The sequence below is a fragment of the Alteribacillus bidgolensis genome (assembly GCF_002886255.1).
GTDB lineage: Bacteria > Bacillota > Bacilli > Bacillales > Marinococcaceae > Alteribacillus > Alteribacillus bidgolensis.
In genome coordinates, this window is sequence record NZ_KZ614149.1 from 2,375,338 (window position 1) to 2,400,183 (window position 24,846).

The 24,846-nt window shown below is 40.3% G+C and carries 20 protein-coding genes; 1 reads left to right on the forward strand and 19 read right to left on the reverse strand.

Going from position 1 to position 24,846, the window contains the following annotated elements; translation table 11 throughout:
* The 6 genes from CEF16_RS11895 to CEF16_RS11925 all read right to left on the reverse strand — a co-directional run bounded on the left by CEF16_RS11895 (position 1) and on the right by CEF16_RS11925 (position 9,579).
* On the reverse strand, positions 1-1,194 hold the full coding sequence (locus tag CEF16_RS11895) for a DUF4097 family beta strand repeat-containing protein (protein WP_170031875.1): 1,194 nt from the start codon (positions 1,192-1,194) through the stop codon (positions 1-3).
* 299 nt (positions 1,195-1,493) lie between these two features.
* Entirely contained in the window at positions 1,494-4,379 is a 2,886-nt protein-coding gene (gene uvrA / locus CEF16_RS11905; protein WP_091581019.1) for an excinuclease ABC subunit UvrA, read from the reverse strand.
* 5 nt (positions 4,380-4,384) lie between these two features.
* Positions 4,385-6,361 carry an excinuclease ABC subunit UvrB gene (gene uvrB / locus CEF16_RS11910; protein ID WP_091581016.1) on the reverse strand — a complete coding sequence of 659 codons (1,977 nt, stop codon included), beginning with the start codon at positions 6,359-6,361 and terminating at the stop codon, positions 4,385-4,387.
* Positions 6,362-6,511: 150 nt separating this feature from the next.
* On the reverse strand, positions 6,512-6,736 hold the full coding sequence (locus CEF16_RS11915; RefSeq protein WP_139185898.1) for a hypothetical protein: 225 nt from the start codon (positions 6,734-6,736) through the stop codon (positions 6,512-6,514).
* Positions 6,737-6,792: 56 nt separating this feature from the next.
* On the reverse strand, positions 6,793-7,986 hold the full coding sequence (locus CEF16_RS11920) for a PDZ domain-containing protein (RefSeq protein WP_170031878.1): 1,194 nt from the start codon (positions 7,984-7,986) through the stop codon (positions 6,793-6,795).
* 114 nt (positions 7,987-8,100) lie between these two features.
* The gene (locus CEF16_RS11925) at positions 8,101-9,579 is read right to left on the reverse strand and encodes a S41 family peptidase (RefSeq protein WP_091581008.1); all 1,479 of its coding nucleotides are present in this window, start codon (positions 9,577-9,579) and stop codon (positions 8,101-8,103) included.
* A 486-nt stretch (positions 9,580-10,065) separates the two neighbouring features.
* On the opposite strand from CEF16_RS11925, the gene CEF16_RS11930 reads away from it, so the two are divergent.
* Positions 10,066-11,184, forward strand: coding sequence for a cysteine desulfurase family protein (locus CEF16_RS11930; RefSeq protein ID WP_091581006.1), 1,119 nt, complete (start codon positions 10,066-10,068; stop codon positions 11,182-11,184).
* 286 nt (positions 11,185-11,470) lie between these two features.
* Here CEF16_RS11930 and CEF16_RS11935 read toward each other — a convergent pair whose 3' ends face one another.
* The 13 genes from CEF16_RS11935 to CEF16_RS11995 form a co-directional block, all read right to left on the reverse strand.
* Positions 11,471-12,379, reverse strand: a complete 909-nt coding sequence (locus CEF16_RS11935) for a cation diffusion facilitator family transporter (RefSeq protein ID WP_091581004.1) — start codon at positions 12,377-12,379, stop codon at positions 11,471-11,473.
* A gap of 520 nt (positions 12,380-12,899) precedes the next feature.
* Positions 12,900-13,646, reverse strand: a complete 747-nt coding sequence (locus CEF16_RS11940; RefSeq protein WP_091581001.1) for a glutamine amidotransferase — start codon at positions 13,644-13,646, stop codon at positions 12,900-12,902.
* Between the two features lie 17 nt (positions 13,647-13,663).
* Positions 13,664-14,773, reverse strand: a complete 1,110-nt coding sequence (locus CEF16_RS11945) for a M28 family metallopeptidase (protein WP_091580999.1) — start codon at positions 14,771-14,773, stop codon at positions 13,664-13,666.
* Positions 14,773-15,801, reverse strand: coding sequence for a phosphotriesterase family protein (locus tag CEF16_RS11950; RefSeq protein WP_091580996.1), 1,029 nt, complete (start codon positions 15,799-15,801; stop codon positions 14,773-14,775). The genes CEF16_RS11945 and CEF16_RS11950 overlap by 1 nt, the downstream gene beginning before the upstream one ends.
* A gap of 12 nt (positions 15,802-15,813) precedes the next feature.
* On the reverse strand, positions 15,814-16,821 hold the full coding sequence (locus CEF16_RS11955; protein ID WP_175488333.1) for an ABC transporter permease: 1,008 nt from the start codon (positions 16,819-16,821) through the stop codon (positions 15,814-15,816).
* Entirely contained in the window at positions 16,818-17,573 is a 756-nt protein-coding gene (locus tag CEF16_RS11960; RefSeq protein WP_211295852.1) for an ATP-binding cassette domain-containing protein, read from the reverse strand. The genes CEF16_RS11955 and CEF16_RS11960 overlap by 4 nt, the downstream gene beginning before the upstream one ends.
* A 39-nt stretch (positions 17,574-17,612) precedes the next feature.
* Positions 17,613-18,638: a substrate-binding domain-containing protein gene (locus CEF16_RS11965; RefSeq protein ID WP_245917848.1), complete on the reverse strand. Its 1,026-nt coding sequence runs from the start codon at positions 18,636-18,638 to the stop codon at positions 17,613-17,615.
* Between the two features lie 211 nt (positions 18,639-18,849).
* Positions 18,850-19,770 (reverse strand): ribokinase, encoded by a 921-nt coding sequence (locus CEF16_RS11970; RefSeq protein ID WP_091580994.1) that lies wholly within the window; start codon positions 19,768-19,770, stop codon positions 18,850-18,852.
* Entirely contained in the window at positions 19,763-20,626 is an 864-nt protein-coding gene (locus tag CEF16_RS11975; protein WP_091580991.1) for a BtpA/SgcQ family protein, read from the reverse strand. The genes CEF16_RS11970 and CEF16_RS11975 overlap by 8 nt, the downstream gene beginning before the upstream one ends.
* A gap of 63 nt (positions 20,627-20,689) precedes the next feature.
* Positions 20,690-21,466: a GntR family transcriptional regulator gene (locus tag CEF16_RS11980; protein ID WP_342750500.1), complete on the reverse strand. Its 777-nt coding sequence runs from the start codon at positions 21,464-21,466 to the stop codon at positions 20,690-20,692.
* A gap of 115 nt (positions 21,467-21,581) precedes the next feature.
* Positions 21,582-22,694: a M20 family metallopeptidase gene (locus tag CEF16_RS11985; RefSeq protein ID WP_091580988.1), complete on the reverse strand. Its 1,113-nt coding sequence runs from the start codon at positions 22,692-22,694 to the stop codon at positions 21,582-21,584.
* A gap of 48 nt (positions 22,695-22,742) precedes the next feature.
* Positions 22,743-23,645, reverse strand: coding sequence for a ribokinase (gene rbsK / locus CEF16_RS11990; protein ID WP_091580986.1), 903 nt, complete (start codon positions 23,643-23,645; stop codon positions 22,743-22,745).
* A gap of 15 nt (positions 23,646-23,660) precedes the next feature.
* Positions 23,661-24,644 (reverse strand): LacI family DNA-binding transcriptional regulator, encoded by a 984-nt coding sequence (locus CEF16_RS11995; protein WP_091580983.1) that lies wholly within the window; start codon positions 24,642-24,644, stop codon positions 23,661-23,663.
* Between the last annotated feature and the right edge of the window lie 202 nt (positions 24,645-24,846).

The window sequence follows — 24,846 nt, forward strand, 5'->3', positions numbered from 1 at the left end:
TTAGACATGTTTCGGTTTTATGGAAATAGACCCCGTTTTCGTGCTGGCGTCTAATCGTAAGCGCGGGGAAGCTGCATGATTAGAAGTAAACTGTAATGATTTTTGAATAAAATCTTTTTTCTCTTCTGTAATTTCCATATCGCTTAATGAATAATTGTAATTCCCTACATTGGTCCTTAGCTGTCCGTCAGTACGAATGTGTTCTGGAATCGTAATAAAAATACTTCCGGTGGTGGCAGAAAGGCTGGCTCGTGCATCTTGACTGATAGAGAGCTTACTATCAATCGTGCCGTTAACCGATTCTGCTTCTAAGTCTAGAATGTCAGTATCTAATTCAATCGTTCCATTCATTGTTTTAATATCAGCAATATCAAGCTTTCCGCCGTTTAATTTAATGGGACCATTTACCGTTTCTCCACTGAACCTCATATGATCGGGGTGATCTATGGTCAAACTGCCGTTTACGGCCTTTCCGGAAAAGCTGTCCGCCTTTATTAATTCCCCTTTCAAATGCCCATTAAACGTGTAGAGCTGAACACGTTCATACGTCTTACGAGGTAAATACATCACTGCATTCACTTTCATGGACTTGGTTTTCGTGTAAAAGTTCAGCTGGTTCCCTTCCACCTCAAAAACCGTTTCTTTTAAAAATTCCCGTCGTGCCTCTTCTTGGTTATTTCCTTTATATACTTTGACCTCGCAATTTATTTTTACATCGCTCTCATTCCACGGCTTTAATTCAATCGAACCATTTTCAAGAGATATATCGAGCACTGTTTGTTCCATATTTTTGTGCTGAAAAATATGGTGTACATTTTGGTACGTGCCAAAATTAAAGTCCAGGTCCAATTCTTTTATTTTTTGGATAGCGCTGTCGATGAAATCCGTAAAACTTGTGGTGGCATCTGACTTTTTCTTTTTTTCTCGTTCCCATTCATCAAAGCGCTTGTTGCCTTCATCCCAATTCACATTAGTCGAAAGGCTGTTTGATGTTTCTGGCCCGGAGACAGCCCTGTTCTTTTCTTCAGCTTCAAAAGGCGATTTTCTTTGCTTTTCTAAAGCCTTTTTATCTCCCTGCTCTGACTTCTCTGAGCTATTATCTTGGTTTAAAGCTTTTAATAATTTCGCTCCATCTTCTGGTGATATTTTTTCTTCTTCTACCATTTTTAAAATGAGTTTGCGCTCTTCTTCCATGGTCGATCCCTTCCTTTTTTTAAAACTTAGGGCACATTTATCCATACCGCTGTTCAAAATCGGTATTTTACTAACTATTACGTTAAAGATATCGTTTTCGTTTCAAAAATTCTTCCGACTGAAGACGGATTTGCCCTCCCCCTTCTGTCTGTTTTTCTTCTCCTGCCCGTAAACTTAGTTTGCCGTCATGAATAAAGGAAGCATTTCTAATGTAAAAAAGCTGCCTCACTGCACAGGAGAAATTGCTGGTTTTTCGAGACATTAAACCTACATTTCTTGCGCTTGGAGACAGCTTATGGTTAAGAAGACGTAGTCTCTGCTACTTGCTCAGCTTTTGAAAGCTTCTCTTCCATTCGTTTTCGTTCTCTTTCTATAATCGGGTCTAAATAGTACCCTGTATAAGATTCATTTACTTTTACTATTTCTTCAGGTGCTCCGCTTGCCACAAGTTTCCCGCCTTTGTCACCGCCTTCTGGACCTAAGTCAATGATATAGTCTACCGTTTTAATAACATCCAGATTATGCTCAATAACAAGAACGGTATCGCCATTTTCGACAAGTCTTTGTAAGACCGTCAGCAATCTGTCAATGTCATCTACATGCAATCCAGTTGTCGGCTCATCCAATATATATAACGATTTCCCAGTCGAGCGCCGGTGGAGCTGGCTTGCTAATTTCACCCTCTGTGCTTCTCCTCCAGAAAGGGTAGTCGCCGGCTGGCCAAGCTTAATATAACCCAGTCCTACGTCAAAGAGCGTTTGAATTTTCCGTTTGATTTTCGGGATATTTTCAAAAAATGCAAGAGCTTCTTCTACCGTCATGGCAAGTACTTCGGCAATATTCTTTCCTTTGTACCGTATGTCTAGAGTATCACGATTATACCTTTTTCCATCGCATTCTTCACATGGCACGTATACATCAGGAAGGAAATGCATTTCAATTTTTATAATACCGTCTCCCTTACATGCTTCACAACGTCCGCCTCTCACATTAAAACTGAAACGTCCCTTTTGATAGCCGCGAATTTTTGCTTCATTTGTCATGGCGAATACTTCGCGGATATTATCAAATACCCCGGTATATGTTGCCGGGTTAGAACGCGGTGTCCGTCCGATAGGAGATTGGTCAATATCGATTACTTTTTCAAGCTGGTCAATTCCTTCTATTTTTCTGTGATTCCCTGGCTTTTCTTTTCCACGGTGCAATTTTTGCGACAATGATTTGTATAAAATGTCATTGATTAACGTACTTTTTCCAGAACCTGACACACCTGTAATCGCTGTGAATAGACCGAGCGGAATATCTACATTCGTGTTTTGCAGATTGTTTTCCTTAGCCCCTTTTATTTTAAGCCAGCGATTTTGCGGTTTTCGACGTTCCACAGGAAGGGGGATAAACTTTTTGCCGGATAAATACCGACCGGTTAGAGACTCCTCATCTTCTTTAATTTCATCTGGTGTGCCTTCAGAAGTAATATACCCTCCGTGTACACCTGCCCCCGGGCCAATATCTATAATATGGTCAGCAGCAAGCATCGTATCTTCATCATGTTCTACCACAATCAACGTATTTCCAAGGTCTCTCATTCGTTCAAGTGTACGGATTAAGCGGTTATTATCTCTTTGGTGAAGTCCTATTGACGGCTCATCCAAAATGTATAGAACGCCCATTAATGACGAGCCAATTTGAGTGGCAAGCCTGATCCGCTGTGCCTCTCCGCCGGACAATGTACCAGCTGAGCGGCTCAATGTTAAATAATCAAGTCCAACATTCACTAGAAAGCCGAGCCTCTCTTCAATTTCCCGCAGAATTAAGCGAGCGATGGCGAGTTCCTTTTCAGTCAGCTCCAGGTTTTCAAAAAAAGTTTTTGCATCTTTTACAGATAACTCTGTCGTTTGTCCTATATGAGTACCGGCTATTTTTACAGACAAGCTTTCCTTACGGAGACGGTATCCTTTGCAAGTCGGGCAGGCATTCCGGGCCATATATTGTTCCATTTGTTCGCGAATATAATCAGAAGCTGTTTCGTGGTAACGCCTGGATATATTGCGTAAAACTCCTTCAAAATAAATCTTTCGTTCTTTTACCGTCCCGCGGTCGTTTACGTACCGGAAAGTAACCCTTTCTCTGCCGCTCCCATGCAAAATAATATCCATTTGCTCCTTTGGAAGATCTCTTACTGGCACTTCCATGTCGATTCCAAAATGATGACAAACAGACTGTAAGAGCTGCGGATAATATTGAGAACTGGTCGGCTCCCAGGCGGCAATCGCATGATTTTTCAAGGTTCGGTCCCAATCTGGAATCACAAGCTCTTCGTCTACTTCGAGTTTGCTGCCAAGACCATCGCACGTTGGACAAGCACCGTACGGACTGTTAAACGAAAATAAACGCGGTTCGAGTTCTCCTATAGAAAAACCGCAATATGGACAAGCATGATGCTGGTTAAAGAGAAGTTCTTCTTCCCCAACAACGTCAATTAGTGCTTTTCCGCCGCTTAATTCAAGAGCGGTTTCCAATGAATCGGCCAAACGGGTTTCTACACCATCTTTTATGACGATACGGTCCACGACGGCTTCAATATCATGTTTTTTATTTTTATCCAGGTTAAATTCTTCACTAACCTCCCGCATTTCTCCATCGACACGGACTCGTACAAACCCTCTTTGTTTTAAGTCCTCAAGTACTTTCACATGCTCGCCTTTTCTGCCCGAAACAAGAGGAGAAAGGATCTGCATTTTTGTACGCTCCGGGTAAGAGGTCATACGGTCAACCATTTGTTGAACAGTTTGCGATGATATCTCGACGTTATGCTTCGGACAAATCGGCCGTCCTATTCTTGCAAACAGAAGCCGTAAATAATCATAAATCTCTGTTACCGTACCCACGGTGGAACGCGGATTACGACTGGTTGTCTTTTGGTCGATAGAAATAGCTGGAGAGAGCCCTTCAATCGAATCAACATCTGGTTTATCCATTTGCCCGAGAAACTGCCGGGCATAGGCAGAGAGGGATTCAACATAGCGCCGCTGGCCTTCCGCGTAAATCGTATCAAACGCAAGCGATGATTTACCCGAACCGGACAGACCTGTAAAAACGACCAGCTTATCACGCGGAATCGTTACATCAATATTTTTTAAATTGTGGGAACGAGCACCTTTTATTTGTAAGTTTTCAAGAGCCATAGAGGTCATCCTTCCGCTTTTAATTCAAGTACCATGTCACGAAGCTCTGCAGCCCGTTCAAATTGAAGATCTCTGGCTGCTTGTTTCATTTCTGCTTCTAATTCGTCGATTACTTTTTGACGTTCTTTCTTACTCATTTTCTCAAGCGCAGGCTTGTCGAAGTCCTCCTGTTCCTCTGAAGCAATCGTCGCCTGAATTAAGTCAGGAATGTCTTTTTGGATCGTTTTTGGAGTAATACCGTGTTTCTCATTATAAGCTTTCTGAATTTCGCGGCGGCGGTTGGTTTCACTGATGGCGACATTCATGGAATCTGTTAATTTATCAGCATACATAATGACGTGCCCGTTGGCATTTCTTGCCGCGCGTCCCATCGTCTGAATGAGGGAGCGTTCGGCACGGAGAAAACCTTCTTTATCAGCATCGAGAATAGCAACGAGCGAAACTTCCGGGATATCCAGCCCTTCCCGGAGCAGGTTGATTCCTACGAGTACGTCAAATTCACCGAGTCGAAGCTGGCGTACAATATCAATCCGCTCTAATGTTTTTATATCAGAGTGTAAATATTTTACACGAATCCCCACTTCTTTTAAATAATCTGTTAAATCCTCTGCCATCTTTTTCGTTAATGTGGTGATAAGTATCCGCTCTTTGTTTTCTTTTCTTTCATTTATTTCTCCGATTAAATCATCAATCTGACCTTCAATCGGCCGAACATCAATCGTTGGATCAAGGAGCCCCGTCGGCCGGATGATTTGTTCAACCATTTCAGGTGAATGCTCGAGCTCGTATGGACCAGGGGTTGCTGATACATACACGGCTTGACGGACGTGCTTTTCAAACTCTTCAAATTGCAAAGGCCTGTTGTCCATGGCTGATGGCAGGCGGAAACCATGATCTACAAGCACCCCTTTTCGAGCCCGGTCCCCGTTGTACATGCCCCGCACTTGCGGCAGTGTCACATGAGATTCATCGACAACAATCAAGAAATCTTCCGGAAAGAAATCAAGCAATGTATAAGGAGATTCCCCTGGTTTTCGAAACGTCAGATGCCGGGAATAGTTTTCAATACCCGAACAAAAACCCATTTCTTTCATCATTTCAATGTCATAATTGGTACGCTGTTCGAGACGCTGGGCTTCAAGTTCTCTCCCTTTTTCCCGAAAATGAGCAAGCTGTTCTTCTAATTCTTTTTCAATATTTTTAATCGCCCGGGTCATCTTTTCTTCTCTGGTGACAAAGTGAGAAGCAGGGAAAATAGCTACGTGATTGCGTTCGCCGAGAATTTCACCAGTGAGAGCATCCACTTCCGTTATACGGTCTATCTCATCACCGAAAAACTCCACTCGAATGCAGTGTTCATCTCGAGAAGCCGGAAATATTTCTACGACATCCCCTCGTACGCGGAACGTTCCACGCACAAAATTAATATCATTGCGTTCATATTGGATATCGACGAGCTCACGCAAAACATCGTCTCTTTCCATTTCCATGCCTGACCGAAGAGAAAGAACAAGATCGCGGTACTCTTCTGGCGAACCTAAACCATAAATACAGGAAACACTGGCAACGATAATAACATCGTTACGTTCAAATAAGGAACTCGTCGCAGAGTGGCGCAATTTATCAATTTCATCATTTATACTTGCATCTTTTTCTATATACATATCTGTCTGCGGGATATATGCTTCCGGCTGATAATAGTCATAATAACTGACAAAATATTCAACCGCATTATTAGGAAACAGCTCTTTAAATTCGCTGTAAAGCTGTCCTGCCAATGTTTTATTATGTGCGATGACAAGGGTTGGCTTATTAACTTCTTTTATAACGTTGGACACTGTAAATGTTTTACCTGTTCCTGTGGCACCAAGCAAGGTCTGGTGTTTCTTCCCTTCCTTTATTCCTTGCGTTAATGCTTTAATGGCCTCAGGCTGATCCCCTTCTGGATCATATTTGGAGACTAAATCAAAGGTTTCATTCATGCCCGATCCCTCGCTTCATTTAAATCACTACTCACATCTTTTCAATACCGCTTATACATTATACCACATAACACGTCAATTCAAACGGTTTATTCGAATATATGTTCGTATTTATTTTTTTTAAAAAACGACGGTGCTATTTCCGTCGTTTTAAGGTCCCGTTTTCTGATGTTTCTCTATTCGCCACCCAACAGGAATGGCTGCAGCAAGAGAAGCAGCTGCTATCAGCATTATTCCCAGCCCCATTTCCCACGGCTGAAAAGCTACTGTAATCATAAGAGCAACCAAGACACCGCCAATAAAACTATGGGTAAGACGTACTCCTGCCAGCGTAAGAAAAAACGGGAGTATTACGGCTCCGACTACTGTCACCACAAATATCAGTCCTTTTTTCTGAAACAGAGGCATTTGGTTATGCAGTTTTTCCTCTGTTACGCTTCTTTTGTTATTACTTCTTGTAAATCCCGTTCTTTTACAAGCAGCACCCCAAGTTCATGATGCTCATTATCATAAACAGTGGACTGAGCATGTCTAATCTCGCCTTGGTAATCACATACTTCTACTTTGCAGTAAGCTGAATTTTTTTGCAGAGCGTTATAAAACTCACTTTCATTGTTTACAGCCTGTCCGTTTACTTTCATTATCACTTCACCGGGTTTCAGTCCCATTTTTTCTGCTGGAGATTCAGGGAGCACCCCAAGTATTCTAATGCCTCGCTGCCGCAGTTTGAACAAAGGTGTTTTTGCCCGTTCTTTTCGTTTTATCCAAAAGGTGATCACCTCTCGGGCTGCAACAGCAGCGACAGCCGTATACATAATAAAACCAGGATAATAAAAAGCAGAAACAGCCCCTGCTCCAATTAACAATGCTAATATAACTACAATAAGTCCAGTCTGTTTAACTGCGTTTGACGGCAGCGTGTGATATATAGTGTATTTGGCCCCTATCGCAAACGGTATAAGAAAAAGTGCCAGCCCGCTTTCTCCTATCGATAAAACAGGCCACCATTGGAAAGCTTCTACTGCTCCGCCTGGTACAAATATAAAAGCTGGTATCAACCAAATACGCTGAAGCCGGTGAGCTCCAATCCATTTACCGCGTGAACTTTTTACCACAATAGGAGAGGTATGGTGCTTGCCATTTCTCCATATGAGAAGCCCTTCTGCGATCATAAGTACAGTTAGGAGAACGAGCGCCGGACGGTAGTCCCCTTGTCCTAGTTCCATGAAAAAACTGTCTACCCAGCCATAGCCGCTTTCCAAGCCAGGTAAGAAGAGCGCTAAAACAATAGCCAACCCTATTGTATAGGAAGGAGAGAGCCAGCGTATTCTTCCTAGCAGGATAAACAGAAACATAATCATACCGACAAGCATTAAAAAAGCAAAAGGTATCGTTAAACCTGTTGCAAAAACGAGAACAGATAAGAGAAATCCAGTCAGCAAACCGGGCAAAAGTGGAGCTGTCACATCGAACAAGGCGCTGTACACTCGTGTATGAAACGTAGCCCGCTCTCTTTTCACGCGGAAATAGCCGATCATAAACATCGCAAATGGAATAATATATGTAAGCGGATGAGCAAAAAAACGTCCCAGTCCTTTTATTAATTCCAAGCCAAAAAATTCCATTGGCGGCATCTCCTTTTTAATAGACGGTTCATTTTTTTACAATCTAACAGAGAAATCTGCCCCATGAAAAATGTTATTCCAATGGGGCAAAAGCGCACTGATTACTCCTTAAATTTAAGAGCTTTGGTCACTCACTAATTCCAGTGCTTTTTCTAACTGTTTATCATTCTCGGGATCACGAATCAGTTCAAGAAGTTTCTGATTTAAACGGCTGACGGTTTCTTCATCAATCACACCTGTTTCCTCGATGTCTTCTTGCGCTGCCTGAAAGGATGCAGCGGCTTCTGCTGTTTGCTCATCAAAATAGCCATCCGTACGCCCGGGGTCATGCCCAAGTCCTTTTAGCATCTGCTGTGCAATCTTCACTTGCTCGCCGAAAGATTCTTGCTTTAATTCTTCTTCTGGTGCCAGTACAGCAGAATAGAAGTAATCGGGCTGCTTCACTTCTACTGTCGGTTCCACTCCTTCTTCATTAATCCAGTTGCCGTCAGAAGTGAGCCACTTGAACATAGACAGTTTTAATTCACTGCCGTCTCCAAGCTGCATGGATTGCTGCACTGTGCCTTTTCCATATGTTGTTTCTCCGACCAGCTCATAACCGCCTGCTTCCTTAAGAGCCGCAGCTAATATCTCTGAGGCAGATACACTTCCTTCATCAATAAGACCGACAATAGGATAATCTTTCGTTTCATCTAGTTTGGAAATAGAGCGAACCGTTTCTCCATTTGGATCTTCAATTTGAACAACCGGTTCACCACCAGGGATAATTAAATCCCCTATATCTTCCACACTGTTTAAAAAGCCTCCTGGATTTCCGCGCACATCAATAATTAACCCATCTATACCGTCTTCTTCCAGTTTGGTTAAATGCTCTTCAAATTCTGAGGCAGTATTCTCAGAGAAAGAAGTGAGTTCTAAATGACCAATCGTTTTCCCATTTTGTTCTTTTGTATCAGAACGAACCGTTTCCACAGGAATTTCGTCTCGTTCTACTTCTACCTCAAACGGATCGGAGGACCCTCGCTGAACGGTGAGCGTAACGTTAGAACCTTTTTCTCCGCGGATTTTAAGTACTGTTTCATTAAGAGATGCGCCTTCTGTACTCTCCCCATCGACTTTAAGAATTTGGTCGTTTGGCTGTAAACCAGCTTCTTCGGCCGGAGAATCACGAAACGGCGATACAATCGTAACTCTATCATCTACCATGCTAACCTCTGCTCCAATACCTTCAAAGGAAGACTCGAGCGACTGACTGAACTCTGATGCTGTTTCTTGATCCATGTAGGCTGAGTGAGGATCATCCAGCTCTTTTACCATTCCTTCTAGAGCTCCCTCAAGCAGTTGTTTTTCGTCTACATCTTCTACGTACTGCTCATTAATCATTTGATAGACTTGTTCAATTTTTTCCATACCAGCTTCTGACGCTTCCGATGATTCTTGTGGAATATGTTCGGCTTGATTATCGGCATTCGATGCGGAACGCGGCGTATCTTCTACGGTATCATTGATCGACATTCCCGCAAACACGCCGCCGGCTCCTGCTAGCAGCACAGCACTGGTGACTGCAGCTACCGCTTTTGTTTTCCATTTCATTTTATTTATTCACCCCTGCTCTATTTCTAAGGCACATCTTAGCAGTTTATCATTATATGCAAGAATAGGGGCAGGTAGAATGACTGCTCCGTTATTCATACATTCCGCTTCCTTTTATTCTAGCATGAAAAAAGCACGCAACAAATATAATAATAGATAAAAAGATTTTTAATGGAGCTGTCTTAAAATATCTGCTAAGGAGCTATTCATCTTTTTTTCGATCTGTTCTTTTCTTGATTCATCTCTTTCATTCTCTGTTTCAGCACTTCTCTCTTTCTATTCAGCTCTTCCTGCCGAAATTTCAGTGTTTCTCTTGTTCACGCGCTTTCAACACGAGACGGTACTTTTTTACACTCTGACGTTCTTAAAAAGGGAACTTCCAAATATCAGTAGAAAAAGCTGGAAAAAAGATGCTTCATCCCAATGAACATTGCGAGTAAGAGAATGATTAAGGTAAAGTAAACAGAGAGGAGGAGTGTATAAGCAATGGAAAACATCTATATGGATTACAATGCGAGCACGCCGCTTGCTCCGGAAGTAAAAGAAACAATAACCCGTTTGCTTGATGAAGCCTATGGCAACCCCTCAGCTTCTCACTGGGCTGGCTCACCTGCTAAAACAGCAGTCGAGAAAGCACGTAGACAGGTCGCGAGCTTAATAGGTGCTGCCTCAGAAGAAGTAATTTTTACAAGCGGAGGCACTGAATCTAATAACCACGTACTAAAAGGAATCGTGGAAGCGAACCGCGGGAAAGACTGCCATATCGTTACAACCAAAGCAGAACACCCTGCCATCCTTAAACCATGCCGCTATCTAGAACAGTATGATGTTTCGGTAACGTACGTAGATACCGATACATATGGAAAAATAAACCCTGCTGATATTGACGAAGCCATAACAGAGAAAACAGTGCTTGTTTCTGTTATGCATGCCAATAATGAAACCGGTACTGTTCAGCCGCTTGAACAGATCTCAGCCATTACGAAAAGACACGGCATTCCTTTTCACACAGATGCCTCTCAATCACTTGGAAAAATTCCAGTAAATGTCGACAAGCTAAGTGTTGATTTTCTAACGATTGCTGGTCATAAATTATATGCTCCAAAAGGTATTGGCGCCTTGTATATACGAAACGGCAAGGCGCTCCCTTCCTTTATGCATGGAGCAGGCCATGAACAAGGCAGACGAGCCGGCACCGAAAATGTCATTCTTGCCGGGGCGCTCGGACAAGCTTGTCAGACTGCGCAATACGACAAAAGGATTGAAACCATTCAAGCACTGCGAGACGATTTTTGGGAAAGGCTGCAGGAATCATTTGGGGCTAGAGTACACCTCAACGGACATCCAGAAGAACGTCTGCCTAATACATTAAATGTTAGTTTCATTGGATATACCGGCCAGGAGATCCTTGCCCGAATCCCAGAAGTTGCCGCTTCTACCGGCGCTGCCTGTCACTCGGATACCGTCGAACTTTCCAATGTGCTCCAAGCCATGGGAGTCGATGAGGAAACCGGAAAGGGAGCGATTCGTTTCAGTCTTGGACGTTATTCTGAAGCAAAAGATACACGCACCGTTGTTGAAATGCTAAAAGAAGTTTTAGGATAATGTTGAAAAACAGAAACTGAATGACCCTTAAACCAGGACCTCCGTAAAACCTTACTTTAAGTTCATTACGCGGGACGTCCTGTAACGTGTTTGTTTCGCTCAGGCCGCGTATGGGATCTTTGTACAAATTTATTTTAGGAAATTCATTCCCTATCTAGAAGTACTGGACTTAAACACAATAAAGCCAACCTTTCATGTACTGCTGGGTTGGCTCTTTATTATTATCATTATGTTTTTAAAAAACATTGAAGGTTCATATCGTTGGTACCGCTGGCCATGTTTTTATTTATAACGCCCATTTTCTATCTTTTGTGAAAGAAAGAGTAAACCAATTCGTATGTCCTTCCATTTGAAGTTTCTGATATAACTCCTCTCGAACCCTATCAAATTCATCCACCGTCTGTATGCTTGTATGTTCGCCTAAAACAAAGTCAATCTCAATAAAAATGGTTTTTCCTACCTTAGTCACTCTAGTGAAATCTTCAAAGATATTATATTTTTCTTTTGTCTCTTGCACTGCTTGTGTAATTTGGAGCTGAATTTGAGCTGATGGTGCCATCCACAACAATTCCTTAGCATTTTTTATCAGCATTTGAAAAGGAACTTTCAAAAAATACAATGAAATAATTAACACCATAATGGGATCAACATAGGGGGTTAGAAACGCAAATGTTGTCTGTTTTAATAACAGCGCTATAACAAAACCTATAAGTACAGCTCCGCTTAATATAGTATCCATCAACCATTGAGCAGCCTCTGCTTTTACAAACTCAGAGTTTCCCTGTTTGTTTTTCATAAAGCTGTAAATGACAGCACATAAAACAGTAGCAATCAGTGCATATAAAGCAGCAGAGCCAATGACAACTTCCCGTCCTCCTTTAAAAAGGTCAATAATCGAAGTAGAAAAAGCAAAGAGACACATGGCTATAATTGCACTTGCTTTAAAGATAATAACCAGGGGTTTAATGACATCTTTACCGTATTGAAAACGTTCTTGATCTTCTTTCTTTATAAATGAATAAGCGAAGAGAGACATCAAAGAAAGGCCTAAGCTAATAAAGGAATATAATCCATCAAAGATGATCATTTGTGAATTGGCGGCAATTCCCCACGTAATCCCCATGATAGTAAATAAAAGTCCGCCAAAGACGGATATTTTTAAGATTTTAGAATCGTTATTGTTGTTTGATTGCATAGCTAATCCTTAATTATCAATGTGAATTTATTAAAACTAATCATATCAAACGATGAGAACCCTTTCAAATCAACGTATATTAGAAAAACTCGGCTTGCCGCCGAGTCCTTATGGTGGAAGTCGTAGTTTTCACTTATACTTTAATCCTTTAGCAAAGTTAAAATTTCTTAATGTATTAAAAAAGCACATCCCTTTAAGAACTTGAACAAGGATGTGCTAAAATATTTTATTGTTAAATTTCGTAGGGATTCATAGATTTTTTGTAACTAAAACAATTATTTACTTACCATAAAACATGTAAATAAAAGAAATCCCTGTAAAATCAAGAGAATAACATGGTACCCCTATGCAAATGCCGTTTTTCTGTCCAGTGTGAATCGGTACCTAAAAGAACAATTCCAGCTAAATATGGTCCGATATCGCACAAAACAATAGGCAAAAATCCCACATTGATATGGTGACGTTTTATTACAAAATTATGAAGATGGCTGGCTTTGTTTAGTGGATTAAAACAATTGACTTAATTATTCGCGAGCCATTCCACTAATTGTTTCCAAAAAGTATTATAATGTTTCCATTCTACAAATTCCGGCGGGCCCCAGTGTGGAGCAAAATCGCTGGAAAAAGAAGCTGTACGTCCCTTGCCATAAGAACCCGTCACAAGAAAAGGATTGTTATCTTTTCCGATAGTCATTACTAAATCACTTTCATTCTTGACTGTCACTCGGTTATATCCTAAGAATCCAGGCCATTCTTCCGGAACATCCTTTAATACCAAATGATTGTTATGCACAACTGGTGCTGCTCCTTCAGGAATTTCGACCCGGTCATCTCCGCTTTCTAATTGAACAGGCAATATTTCTTCAATAACTGTTCCTTTGAATTTCGCCTTAGCTTCAATTCCTTGAAAGGAAAGGTAGCCGCCAATCATAGCAAAGCCTCCGCCATCGTTTACATAGTCTTTAACTAGCTGCAAACGGTTTGGTGTACGTTTAGAGTGATTAAACGTTTGAGCGGGCAGCAAAAACGAATTGCTTCCGATATCACTAAAGAGAACCACATCAAATTCCTTTAATGACCCTAAGTCTAAAGGAAACTTTTCATCAATTTCATGAGCGCGTATATAGGTTAAGTCCATACCTGCTTCTTTCATCGCCGACCGAAACCAATGGGCCCCTTCTTCATATTCTGAAGTCGTAAAAGAGTCAAAACCTTTCACATGAATAGTATGTTTTGTCCACGATTCTCCTACTAATAATACGTTCATGTTCATAACGTCTCCTTTTATTTATAATTTTCTAAAATAAATTTTACGTATTTTACTACTTTTTTCATATTTTCAAAGATATTCGTGTCCGGTTCATCTTTAAAAGTATGAATAATCTCTTGATCATTAACGGTAAGCATGAGTGCTTCACAGCCTGCTTTTACAAAGGGATGATGATCGGATCCTGGCGGAGGCGGAATGACTACAGATGAATTCGGAAAAAGTTTTCTTTTTTCCAGATCTGCATAAGCAAGTTTCCGTTCTATGTTAGAAGTAGACCAGCTTTCTAAAACTTCCCCGCGCCCAATTCCATCAATGTTTAACATGCAGCGAGGCATTTCTCTTTTCTCCTTCATGGATTGGACATATGCTTTACTTCCTGATAATAGTAATTCTTCCGAACCAAAAAAGACGATGTTCACATGTACAGGCAGCTGTTCTGGTTTTATCGTTCGAATCAGTTCGAGTAGAACGGCTGTTCCAGAAGCATTATCATAAGCTCCTCTTGTATTGTACATACTATCGTAATGCGCGCCGACCACCACTGCGTCCTTATTTTCACGATTGGATAGAGAAACACTGATGTTTTCCCCATCAAACCTTGGTTCCATTTTCGTTTCCAATGAAAAGGAGACAACAACTTTTTCTCCTTTTCGGAAAGATTCTTCCCATTTCGAATACGTGGATGTTCCTATAATCAAATGCGGGAAAGCCCACTCTTCTAATAAAGTTTGACTGAGTACTTCACCATCCGGCCTCGCCGTAATATATGCTAAAACACTTCCTTCTTTATCTACTACCGCATATCTCGGCCATTTATACATGTCCCATATGTTGGTATAACCGATACGCTGGACGTAACCATGTATATTTTCAGCGGAAGTGCTTCCAACAGCAGGAAAAGATTCTATCGTATCCTTTACGGGATGCAGCTGCTTTAAGCCTGAGAAATAAGTGAGCTGCCAGCTTGTATAAGGAAATTTTTGAGAAGAAGCTTCATATCCTTCCTCGGCAATTGCTGCCTTCAGCCAATTTTTTATCGTTTGTTCATTTTTACTGCCTGCTGGTCTCGGGCTGTGATGTAGGATTTTCAGCCATTGTTCATACATTTTTTCTTTTTTATGCATTAACCTTCAGCTCTTTTAAAAACTTGTTTGGGGTTTTCTATTAACAACTGGTCTATTTCTGTATCAGAAACGCCTAGACGCTTCAACCTCGGTACAAAGTGCTGTAAAATATGAGCAAATCCTCCGCCCCCATAATGTTTTAACAGACTTTTCAGAAAGACATCCTGAGAGAGCAAAATAGAAGACTCATAGCCTTTTTCTAACAGTTTTACAATGGCTTCTGCACTTTGTTGGTCAGATGGTGATTGCCCTTCTGGAAACAAAAGTTCAATTCCAATCATGTCGTACTCTAAAAAGGCTCCCCGATCTGCCAGGGATGTTTGATATTCAATATCGTTTAAGCTTGGATTCATATGATCTAAGATGACTTGTTCAGGATTTGCCCCTTCCTTTTCAATAATATCAAGCACAGAATGGCCATAGCGCTCCCATCCAGGCAGATGAACGGTTAATATTTTCCCCGTTTGTTTTTGAGCTTTTGCTGCACCTCGAAGTACTTTTACCTCTTGATCTGTCATATTGGGCCCTATGCCAATTTCTCCAATAATACCTGCTTTAATGTTTGTTTCCCCTGCACCCTCAAATAGATCTTGATATATACATTCGGCAATTTCTTCTGCTGAGCTTGATGAAATGAAGGAAGGATGGGTATTTTCTAAATAATATCCACATCCCATAATGATAGGAGAATTGGTTTTTACAGCTATATCTTTTAAGCTTTCAGGGTTTCTCCCTATACCTACCGGAGTTACATCTACAATGGATCGGCCCCCGACTTTTTGAAAAACTTTTACTTCTTCTGCTGCAAGGTCCGTATCCAAATAATAGTTATTATCAAAATTGGAATACGGTTCATGCCTTAGTTCGTTTAATATGGTCATGGAGACGTCTGCATAAGCAAAATTATCCGAAATATGCGCTGGTTTTTTCCAAAGGTGGCGCCTATCTACCAAAAGATGCTCATGCATTAAAGTAATTCCTAATTCATCAATATCAACTTCTCCAAGTACCGTTTGAACTGTTTGCATAGTAAAAGCTCCTTACATTCTTTTTTTGCCAAACACCCGAACGTTAATTATAACGGCCATTAGTAAAACGAGCCCTTCCATGATTTGAATAATATATGGTGAAACTTGCATTAAAGTAAGTCCGTTATTGATAACCCCTATCATGGTGACCCCGATAAGAGAACCTAAAATAGTACCGGCTCCGCCAAACAATGCAGTGCCGCCAAGTACAACAGCAGCAATAATATCTAATTCAAACATCATGCCAATGTTAGATGACCCTGATCCTAATCGTGAAGCCAGAATAAGGCCGGCCAGCGCTGCTGCTCCTCCACTAAACATATAGGTTATTAATTTTACGTATTTTGTATTAACACCTGCGCGTCTCACTGCTTCTTCATTTGCGCCAATACCTGTTACATACGTACCATACCGGCTGTTCCTTAAAGCAATCACACCAAAAACCATAATGATGACAGCTAAAATTGCTGGAACAGGAACCCCTAGAAAGGACCCAATACCTATTTTCGTGAGTCCTGCATCACTAGAAATGGCTATAGAATAACCGCCAGTGATGAGAAGTGCCAGCCCTCGTACGTATAACATGGCTGCTAAGGTAACAATTAAAGGAGGAATATTATGATAGGCCACAACGTAACCGTTGATGCATCCCATTGCTATCCCTGCTATTATTACAATCAGTAAAACAAGGGGACTGGCTGTTCCAGCGCTTAATAATACAGCTGTTAAGGCACTGGCCAATGCAAGAATAGAGCCTACAGAAAGATCAATACCCCCGGTCGTAATAACGAAAGTCATCGCTACAGCAACAATTAAATTAGGTGCCAGCTGCATGACTAAGTTCATCATATTGCTATAGCTTAGAAAGGAACCAGTCACAATCGAAAAAAATGCGCAGATCAAAAATAATATTCCGAATATGCTTAATACTTGTTTGTGATCTATCATCCATTGTTTCCATGAATGGGACAATTCCAAGTTTCGAACGTCCGTGGTTATCTGTGCTTTTTCTTCCCTCATACCATACTCACCTCTTGCGGATTACCCATGATTGATTGAACAACAGATTCTAATGTAAATTGGTCAATGCCGCGGTCATCAATACATTTACCTTCATGCAGAACCATCAGCCGGTCGCATACTTCAAAAAGATCTTGTAAACGGTGAGTAATTAAAATGACACTGACCCCTTGTGCTTTTACGGTATTAATTAAATCCAAAACCATTTTTACTTCTTTTACACCTAATGCCGCTGTTGGTTCATCCATAATTAAAACTTTCGGCTGAAAAATCATAGCTCTTGCAATAGCAACAGCCTGCCGCTGTCCGCCCGACATATTCTGAACTTGAAGCTTTGTTGAAGCAATATTTATCCCTAATTTATCTAGTTCATTTCTAGCTTGCTGGTGCAGTTTTTTTTGATCTATTAATCTTCCAGATTTTAAAGGTTCTCTTCCCAAAAACATATTACTGGCTACACTTAGCGTGTCGCATAAAGCTAAATCCTGAAAGACTGTTTCTATTTTTATATTTTTCGCTTCTCGCGGGTTACTAATTCTAGTTGCTTCCCCTTCAAAATAAAACGTTCCTTTATCAGGCATAATAACACCGCTTAAAATTTTCATTAAGGTCGACTTTCCTGCACCGTTGTCCCCTAAAAGGCCTAAGCACTCCCCTTTTTCCAGTTTTAAGTCAACACCTTGGAGGGGCTTAACAGCCCCAAACGATTTTTCGATATCCCGCATTTCTATTTGATAGTCAAAGTCTTTCATTGGAACAGCTCCTTTATTTCAGAAGAATGATTGTGCTTTTTATTCAAAGAGAGAACGGAATTCATCAACATTGTCTTCTGTTACAACGGTTGCAGGAACGTCAATTTGTTCTTCTACTTCTTCCCCTTCCACCAGGGCCAGAGCTGCTTTTATGGCTTCCGATCCATATTCGTCCGGATGTTGTTGTAAAGCTGCTTCTACATATCCATCGTCAATACCCTCAACAACCTGCTCACTCAAATCCCATCCAAATAATTTAAGATTGTCTTGAGCCTGTTGGGAGCGCACCCCAGACACCATTCCTATAAATGCCGGCTCTCCTGTTGCAAAAGCTGCTTGCATATCTGGATTTGCAGTAAATAAGTCTTCCGAAGCAGAAAGAGCTTTCTCTTGAACATTTTCTCCATCTACTGTATTCACCAGTTCTACATTTTCATTTTCAAGAATAGTATCCATGAAACCGTCTTGTCGGTTTATTTGAATAGGAGAGTTTAAAGCAGAAATAGCACCAATTTTCACTTCTTCATCTCCCCATTGTTCTTCTGCATATTCATTAAAGTATTCACCTAATTCAACACTAGACTCGTAATTGTCCACTCCTATCTGCACGTCTACTCCTTCATGCTCAATAACTGAATCAATCGAAATAACAGGGATATCTTCTTCTTCCGCTTTATCTACAATCGGTTTCATCGCTTCTACATCGATGGCATTTATAACTAAGGCATCAACCCCAGCACTAATATAATCTTCCGCTCCATTGTATTGTTCTACTGAATCATTATTTGCGTTAAACACGGTTAAATTAACATCCATTTCTTCCGCTTGACTTTCTGCTCCTTTTACCATTTCAGTAAAAAATAAAGCTTCCTGATTAATTACTGTCATGCCAATAGTGGGAGCTTCTTCATCATCTGTTTCAACAGCCGTTTCTACATCTGGCTGCTCACCGTTTGCTTCTTCTCCGCCATCCCTTTCTCCAGTGTTTTCCACTTCCCCGCAAGCTGTTAGCAAAAATAACATAGAACCAATTAACCCAGCAGAATATTTCCAATGACGTTTCATTATATTGCCCCCTATTCGTTTAATGGAAAAAACTGGTATTTACATTTTAACGATATAAATCTTGAGATTGTCTTTACTTCCGAAAAAGGTTTTACATTTAATGAATCTTAATAATGTAAATAAAATGAATATTCAAATAAATATGATAGTAATTCAGCTTTACCAAATATCTTGTAAACGTGGTTTCACATACTGGCATTGAGGTTAGGCGCTAATGTTTGCCTTTAAATCCGGCCATTTCTTTTTCAAACGGCAGAGATGTTGTTGCCCCGTAACGGGTAACTGATAATGAAGCAGCATACACAGCCTTTTCAACTGCTTTTAACATATTTTTCTCTTGTAGCCAATAGGCGGTTAACGCCCCGCAAAAACAATCTCCAGCTGCTGTTGTATCTACCGCTTTAACTAATGGTGCTTTGAAAAAATAGAATTGCTTTTCACTATAAACAAGTACACCTGCAGCTCCCATAGTGACTACAATTGTCTGCTCGCTGTCTTCTTTAATGATAAGAACAGCTTGCTTAGCTGTTTCTTTATCAAATACGTTGATATCGGCTAATTGAGACGCTTCAATTTCATTAATAATGAGGACATCTACCAATTTACGAATCTCTGCTGAAAATGAAATGACTGGTGCAAGGTTCATAAAAATAGGGACATTTTTTTCTTTTAATAATGTTATAATAGTGGCGATAACATCTGGAGGTACTTCTAATTGTAAGAGCGCTGCATCTGCATTCCCCAATGCTAAAAGTGCATGCTTTGCTTCTTCTTTAGATACCTCCGAATTTGCCAGCAAATTTGTGACTACCATATTTTCGCCTGCTTCATTGATGGTTATCATTGATGTCCCAGTAGATAATGTTTCAGCCACCCTTAATTGGTCAATATCAAGCCCTTCGTTTTTTAATTGTTTTGACAATTTATTGCCGAACGAATCACCCCCTAATTTTCCTATAAAGGAGACTTCTGCTCCCATTCGTTTTGCAGCAATGGCCTGGTTCGCCGCTTTCCCTCCCAAACTTTCTATATATTTTGTGGATGCAATTGTTTCCCCAACTACCGGAAAACGCGGAACTTTAGCTATAAGGTCCATATTAATGGTTCCCATCACTACTAAACGATTACCCATCTAAGGCCGTTTCTCCTTCTCTAGCTTTCTCTACTTCGTCCATAAACAACTTAACTTTATCTTTTGAAACAGGCTCCCACCATTTATTTTCTTTTTTCAATGAACTTCCAACAATACAGCCATCTGCAATGGAGAGGAGCCGATGGGCGTTCTTTATATCCATCCCGCTTCCAATAATGACCGGTAGTTCTGTATGATCTTTTATTCCCAGAATCTCTTCCGATTGGGTTTCGCTTCCTGTTCTTGTTCCCGTGGCAATTAGAACATCACTATCAAAGAAAATAGCATCATGAGTTTGATCGGATAAACTTCTATCCGCTACAATCGAATGACTTCCATGTTTTACATGAACATCCGTGAAAAGCTTAATATTTTCTCCTTTAATAGTGGAACGATAACGCATAGCCTTAGCAGACGCCCCTTCTACAAAGCCTTCATTGGCAATGTAAGCATTCACCCATTGATTAACACGGACAAATGGCAGATCTGCGGCACAAGCAACGGAGAGTCCCTGCACAGCACCATTAGCTAAGCAGTTAATTCCTATGGGCAGTGAAGTATATTGTTTCAGTTTCTCTGCTACTGCTGTCATAGATGTGACCGTTTCATACCCTATATCTTCCGGTTTAGAAAATGGCAGGTCCCATGCATTCTCTATAATAAAACCATCTGCCCCGCCAGCCTCTAATGCTTCTGCATCTTTTACAGCCCATTCATAAACTTCTTTCAGCCCTCCTCCCTTATAATGTGGAGCTCCTGGAAGTGGTTTTAGATGAATCATGCCGATAACAGGCTTGTTTTTCTGGAAAATACTTGTGATATAATTTGGTTTTTTCGGAAAAATTTTATCGCTCAATTCATTTCCTCCCTTTATGGATTATCGTTTTTCTTAAACGGCTCAAATAAGAATTTTAATTCACTAACAGTGCAAAATAGTTTTATATTTGTATTTATCTGCTCGATAAATCATATCCGCCGCTTCAAACAACCGTCCATCCTGAAGCTTTGTAAAACGTTGTAATTTCAAGACCAATGTGTCTGGTTCAACATTTAAATCATTTGCATGTTCCAAAGAAGCAGTGCTTGCTTCCACTGATTCATGAGCTTCTCCTAGAGGAATGTTATATTTTCTCAGCGTTTCGTATAATGATTCTGCTTCAAAGTTATGTTTTTCAAGATTGATCTCTGGATACAAATTCATATTTAAAATCGTCCGGTGGATTCCAATGACGACTCCATTTACTCTTCGCAGCCGGTTAAGGCGATATACTTTTTTTCCTTCATTTAAGGAAAAGGGATTCCATTCTTTTCCCTTTACTGTTTCCCACCCTTCCTTTAAAATCAGTGAGTCTACTACATGCCCTTCATCCTCCATATCCTCTTTAAAACCCGTCAATTTCGGGCGAATCGGCTCTAATTTCGGTTCAGCAACAAAAGTTCCCCGCCCTTGTATTTTATATAAAATACCTTCTGATACGAGTTCGCTTAAAGCTTGCCTTACAGTTGTGCGGCTCACTACATATGTTTGAATGAGACTCATTTCTGTCGGAATTAGATCTCCCGCTGTCCAAATGTTTCTATCGATATTTGTCTTTATAATTTCTTTTAATTGGGCGTAAAGAGGTACAGCATTTTGCCGGTCTATGAATTGATCCCTAATAAAAACCCTCCTCCCATTTTTGAATTTATTTGTAATGTCATTATGATGTTATGACAAATCTTATATTCAAATTTAGACTTTTTTTAATAATCCGTCAATATAAAATAGAGAAATATTCTGTTAGATTAATTCACGCGACTTGGGTAAAACATTACTTATCTAGTATTTGCATGATAATATTCTTATAGTAATTAATTGATTGCAAGTATGCATCAATGGACACAAACTCATTTGGCTGATGTGCCATTTCCACCAGGCCAGGCCCAAACATGATCATTGGGATACGAGAGTCCTGATTAAACACAGAGCCGTCAGTATAATAAGGAACAGTTCTAGTATTCGTGGAATCTGTCCAATTGCAAATATCTTGAACAAATTCATTGTCTGTTGGAGTAAACACAGGCGGACGGTCCAATAAAACGGTCAATGTGACACCTTTCCATTCTTCTACTTGTGTTTGCAGGGCTTTGAATAATGTTTCATGGTCTTCCGGCGGAACGGTTCTTATATCAATTACAGCTTCACAGTAATCAGGTACAACATTGGGCTGATTTCCCCCAGCCATTTGATTAAGAGAATACGTACTCGCTCCTAGAATGTCATGAACCTTTTTTCTTTCTTCCAAGGTTTTATATATGTCACGTAATGCACTATGGAGACGATCAATAGCATTGATTCCGTGTTCTGGCATGGATCCATGCGACGTTTTTCCGAAAGATTCAACCTTTATCCATAACGCACCTTTATGACCAACAGCTATTTCATTATTGGTTGGTTCCCCTATCATGATTCTTTTAACCAATGACCAGTTTAAATCTCCAAGAAGCTTTTTTGCTCCTAAGCAATCAACTTCTTCTCCTGTAGTTAATGCAAGTGCTATTTTCTTATCAGTATGTTGTACCTCTTCTAATACTTGTAATAACGCTAAGTACATAGCTGCTAAGCCACTTTTCATATCAGCAGTACCTCTGCCATACATGTTGCCGTTTATTATCTCTCCATCAAACGGGGGCGTATCCCACATGTCTAAAGAGCCGGTCTGGACCGTATCCATATGCGCGGACAACAGCAAGTCCACTTCTTTTCCTTCCCCCCATTCCAAAAGTAAGTTAGAACGGTTCTCTAATAGCGGTGTTTTTTGTATTTGAAGATTACTATCTAATGCATGGTTTTCTATAAACTCTGCTACCTTGTTCTCGTTGCCTGGTGGATTGGTAGTATCGATTTCTATTAGTTTTTTTAAAAAGTGAACTGTTTCATCCATTTTTACACCTCCACAATATCTCACAACTGACTTTCTTTAACATTTCATTTAATCTTTGATCCCCTTCTTTTGTCTGTTTGATAAGATAAAATGTTGAACAGCTTTCATATTTGGCATGCCTGCCTGTGCCCCCAACTTTTGTACAGATAAAGCAGCAGCAGCGTTAGCAAACGTACAAGCTTTACTGATTGATTTCCCCTTGGATATCGCGACAGCTAAAGCTCCGTTAAAAGTATCTCCTGCCCCTGTTGTGTCCACAACAGGGACTTTATAGCCTTCAATGGTCTTTTCTTCATCATTGACCGTAAACACAACTCCATCTTTTCCCTTTGTGATAACGCATTGTGATTTTCTGCTCTGCTTTTGTGTTTTTGTAAATAGTTGGTCAAATTCATGTTTATTGGGGGTTAATACATCAATATAATTTAATAGAGTTTCGGGTAAAAAGTGAACAGGAGCTGGATTTAAAATCACTTTTGTATTATTTTTCTTGGCAAGTTCTGCAGCTTTTTGGACGCTTTCTAGCGGAATTTCGAGCTGTAACAAAATTATTTCTGATTCTGCAATGACCTTTTCATGCATTTCTACAACAGCAGGTGTTACAGCCTGATTTGCTCCCTGTACAACGATAATTCGATTGTCTTGTTCTGAAAGCAATACAATAGCAATGCCTGTCGGAAAACCTGTAACCGGTTCCAGATTGTCTATAGAAACACCTTGTTGATGCATATGCTCCATTAATTGACGGCCGTACAAATCATTGCCAACACGGCCGATAAAATGCACATCTCCTCCCAATTTAGCGGCAGCTACAGCTTGATTTGCTCCTTTTCCACCTGGTACCATAGTAAAATCTTCCCCAAGTACCGTTTCTCCTTGTTGAGGAACTGTACCTACTTTTGTCATAAGATCCATATTAATGCTTCCTATTACCGTTATACGTGGCCCCATCGACTTCTCTCCCCTTCAAACTTGCAATGTCGAGCTTCTTTTTTTAAGAGTTGCTTTAAAAGGTTTTGGGAATTCTACAGATGCATTTCCTTTTATTAAAGAGAGCAGCAGTTCAGATGCTTTTTTTCCCATTTCATCTATTGGCTGACTTATGGTCGTTAAGGACGGGTGCATCATTTCACTCATGAAAATGTTGTCAAATCCGATTAATTGCAAATCTTCTGGAATTTTTCTTCCTGTCTTAATAGCTGCTTTTATAACTCCAAAAGCCATCACATCGTTTCCTGCAAATATTCCATCTACGTATGGATGATTTTTTAATAAAGAAATAGCTGCTGCTTCTGCTGTTTGCCATTGGTATTCCCCAGGTACAACAAGGTCTTCTTGAAATGAGTCATTCTTTTCTATTTCCTGTTTATATCCTTGATAACGCTGCTTTGCATTAGCAATTGTAAGCGGGCCTTGTATGTGAGCAATATGATGACAGCCAATTTCCTTCAAGTGTGACACAGCTAAACATGCACCGTGAATATTGTCGGAATAAACAGATGGCACTGTATGCTCGAGAGGACGATCCAGCCCGACAAGCGGCAGTTCCCATTCTTTAATATGATCCTGCTCAAGGGTGTTGGTAACAATCATGACACCATCAACATATTTTCTCTTTAATATATCTAAATAATGTGCTTCTTTTTCTGGATTTGCATCACTATTACAAAGGATGACGGTGTAGCCTCGCTTGTTCATAACGTCCTCTACCACACGTGCTAATTCTGGGAAAAACGGATTCATAATATCTGGAATAATTAAACCTATTGTTTTTGATTCTTTTTTAAACAAGCTTCTTGCAACTGCATTTGGTTTATAATTTAATTCTTTAATAGAACGTACTACTTTTTTTTTCGTATCTTCGTTCACATAGCCATTATTATTTAACACCCTTGATACGGTCGCAACCGAAACCTGTGCATGTTTTGCTACATCTTTTATCGTTGTCATACCTAACCTTCCCTGTTACCATCTTAATAATATGCCGCCGAGTCCTTATGGCGAATAAAGTTAAACTAATGTATAAAATGATGTGTAACCCGTTACATGTCATCAATTTAAATTAAATTATAGGACTCATTTTAGTTACTGTCAATAATATTTTGAAAATTTATAAATTTCTATGTAATGTTACCTTTCATACCCCAACAAA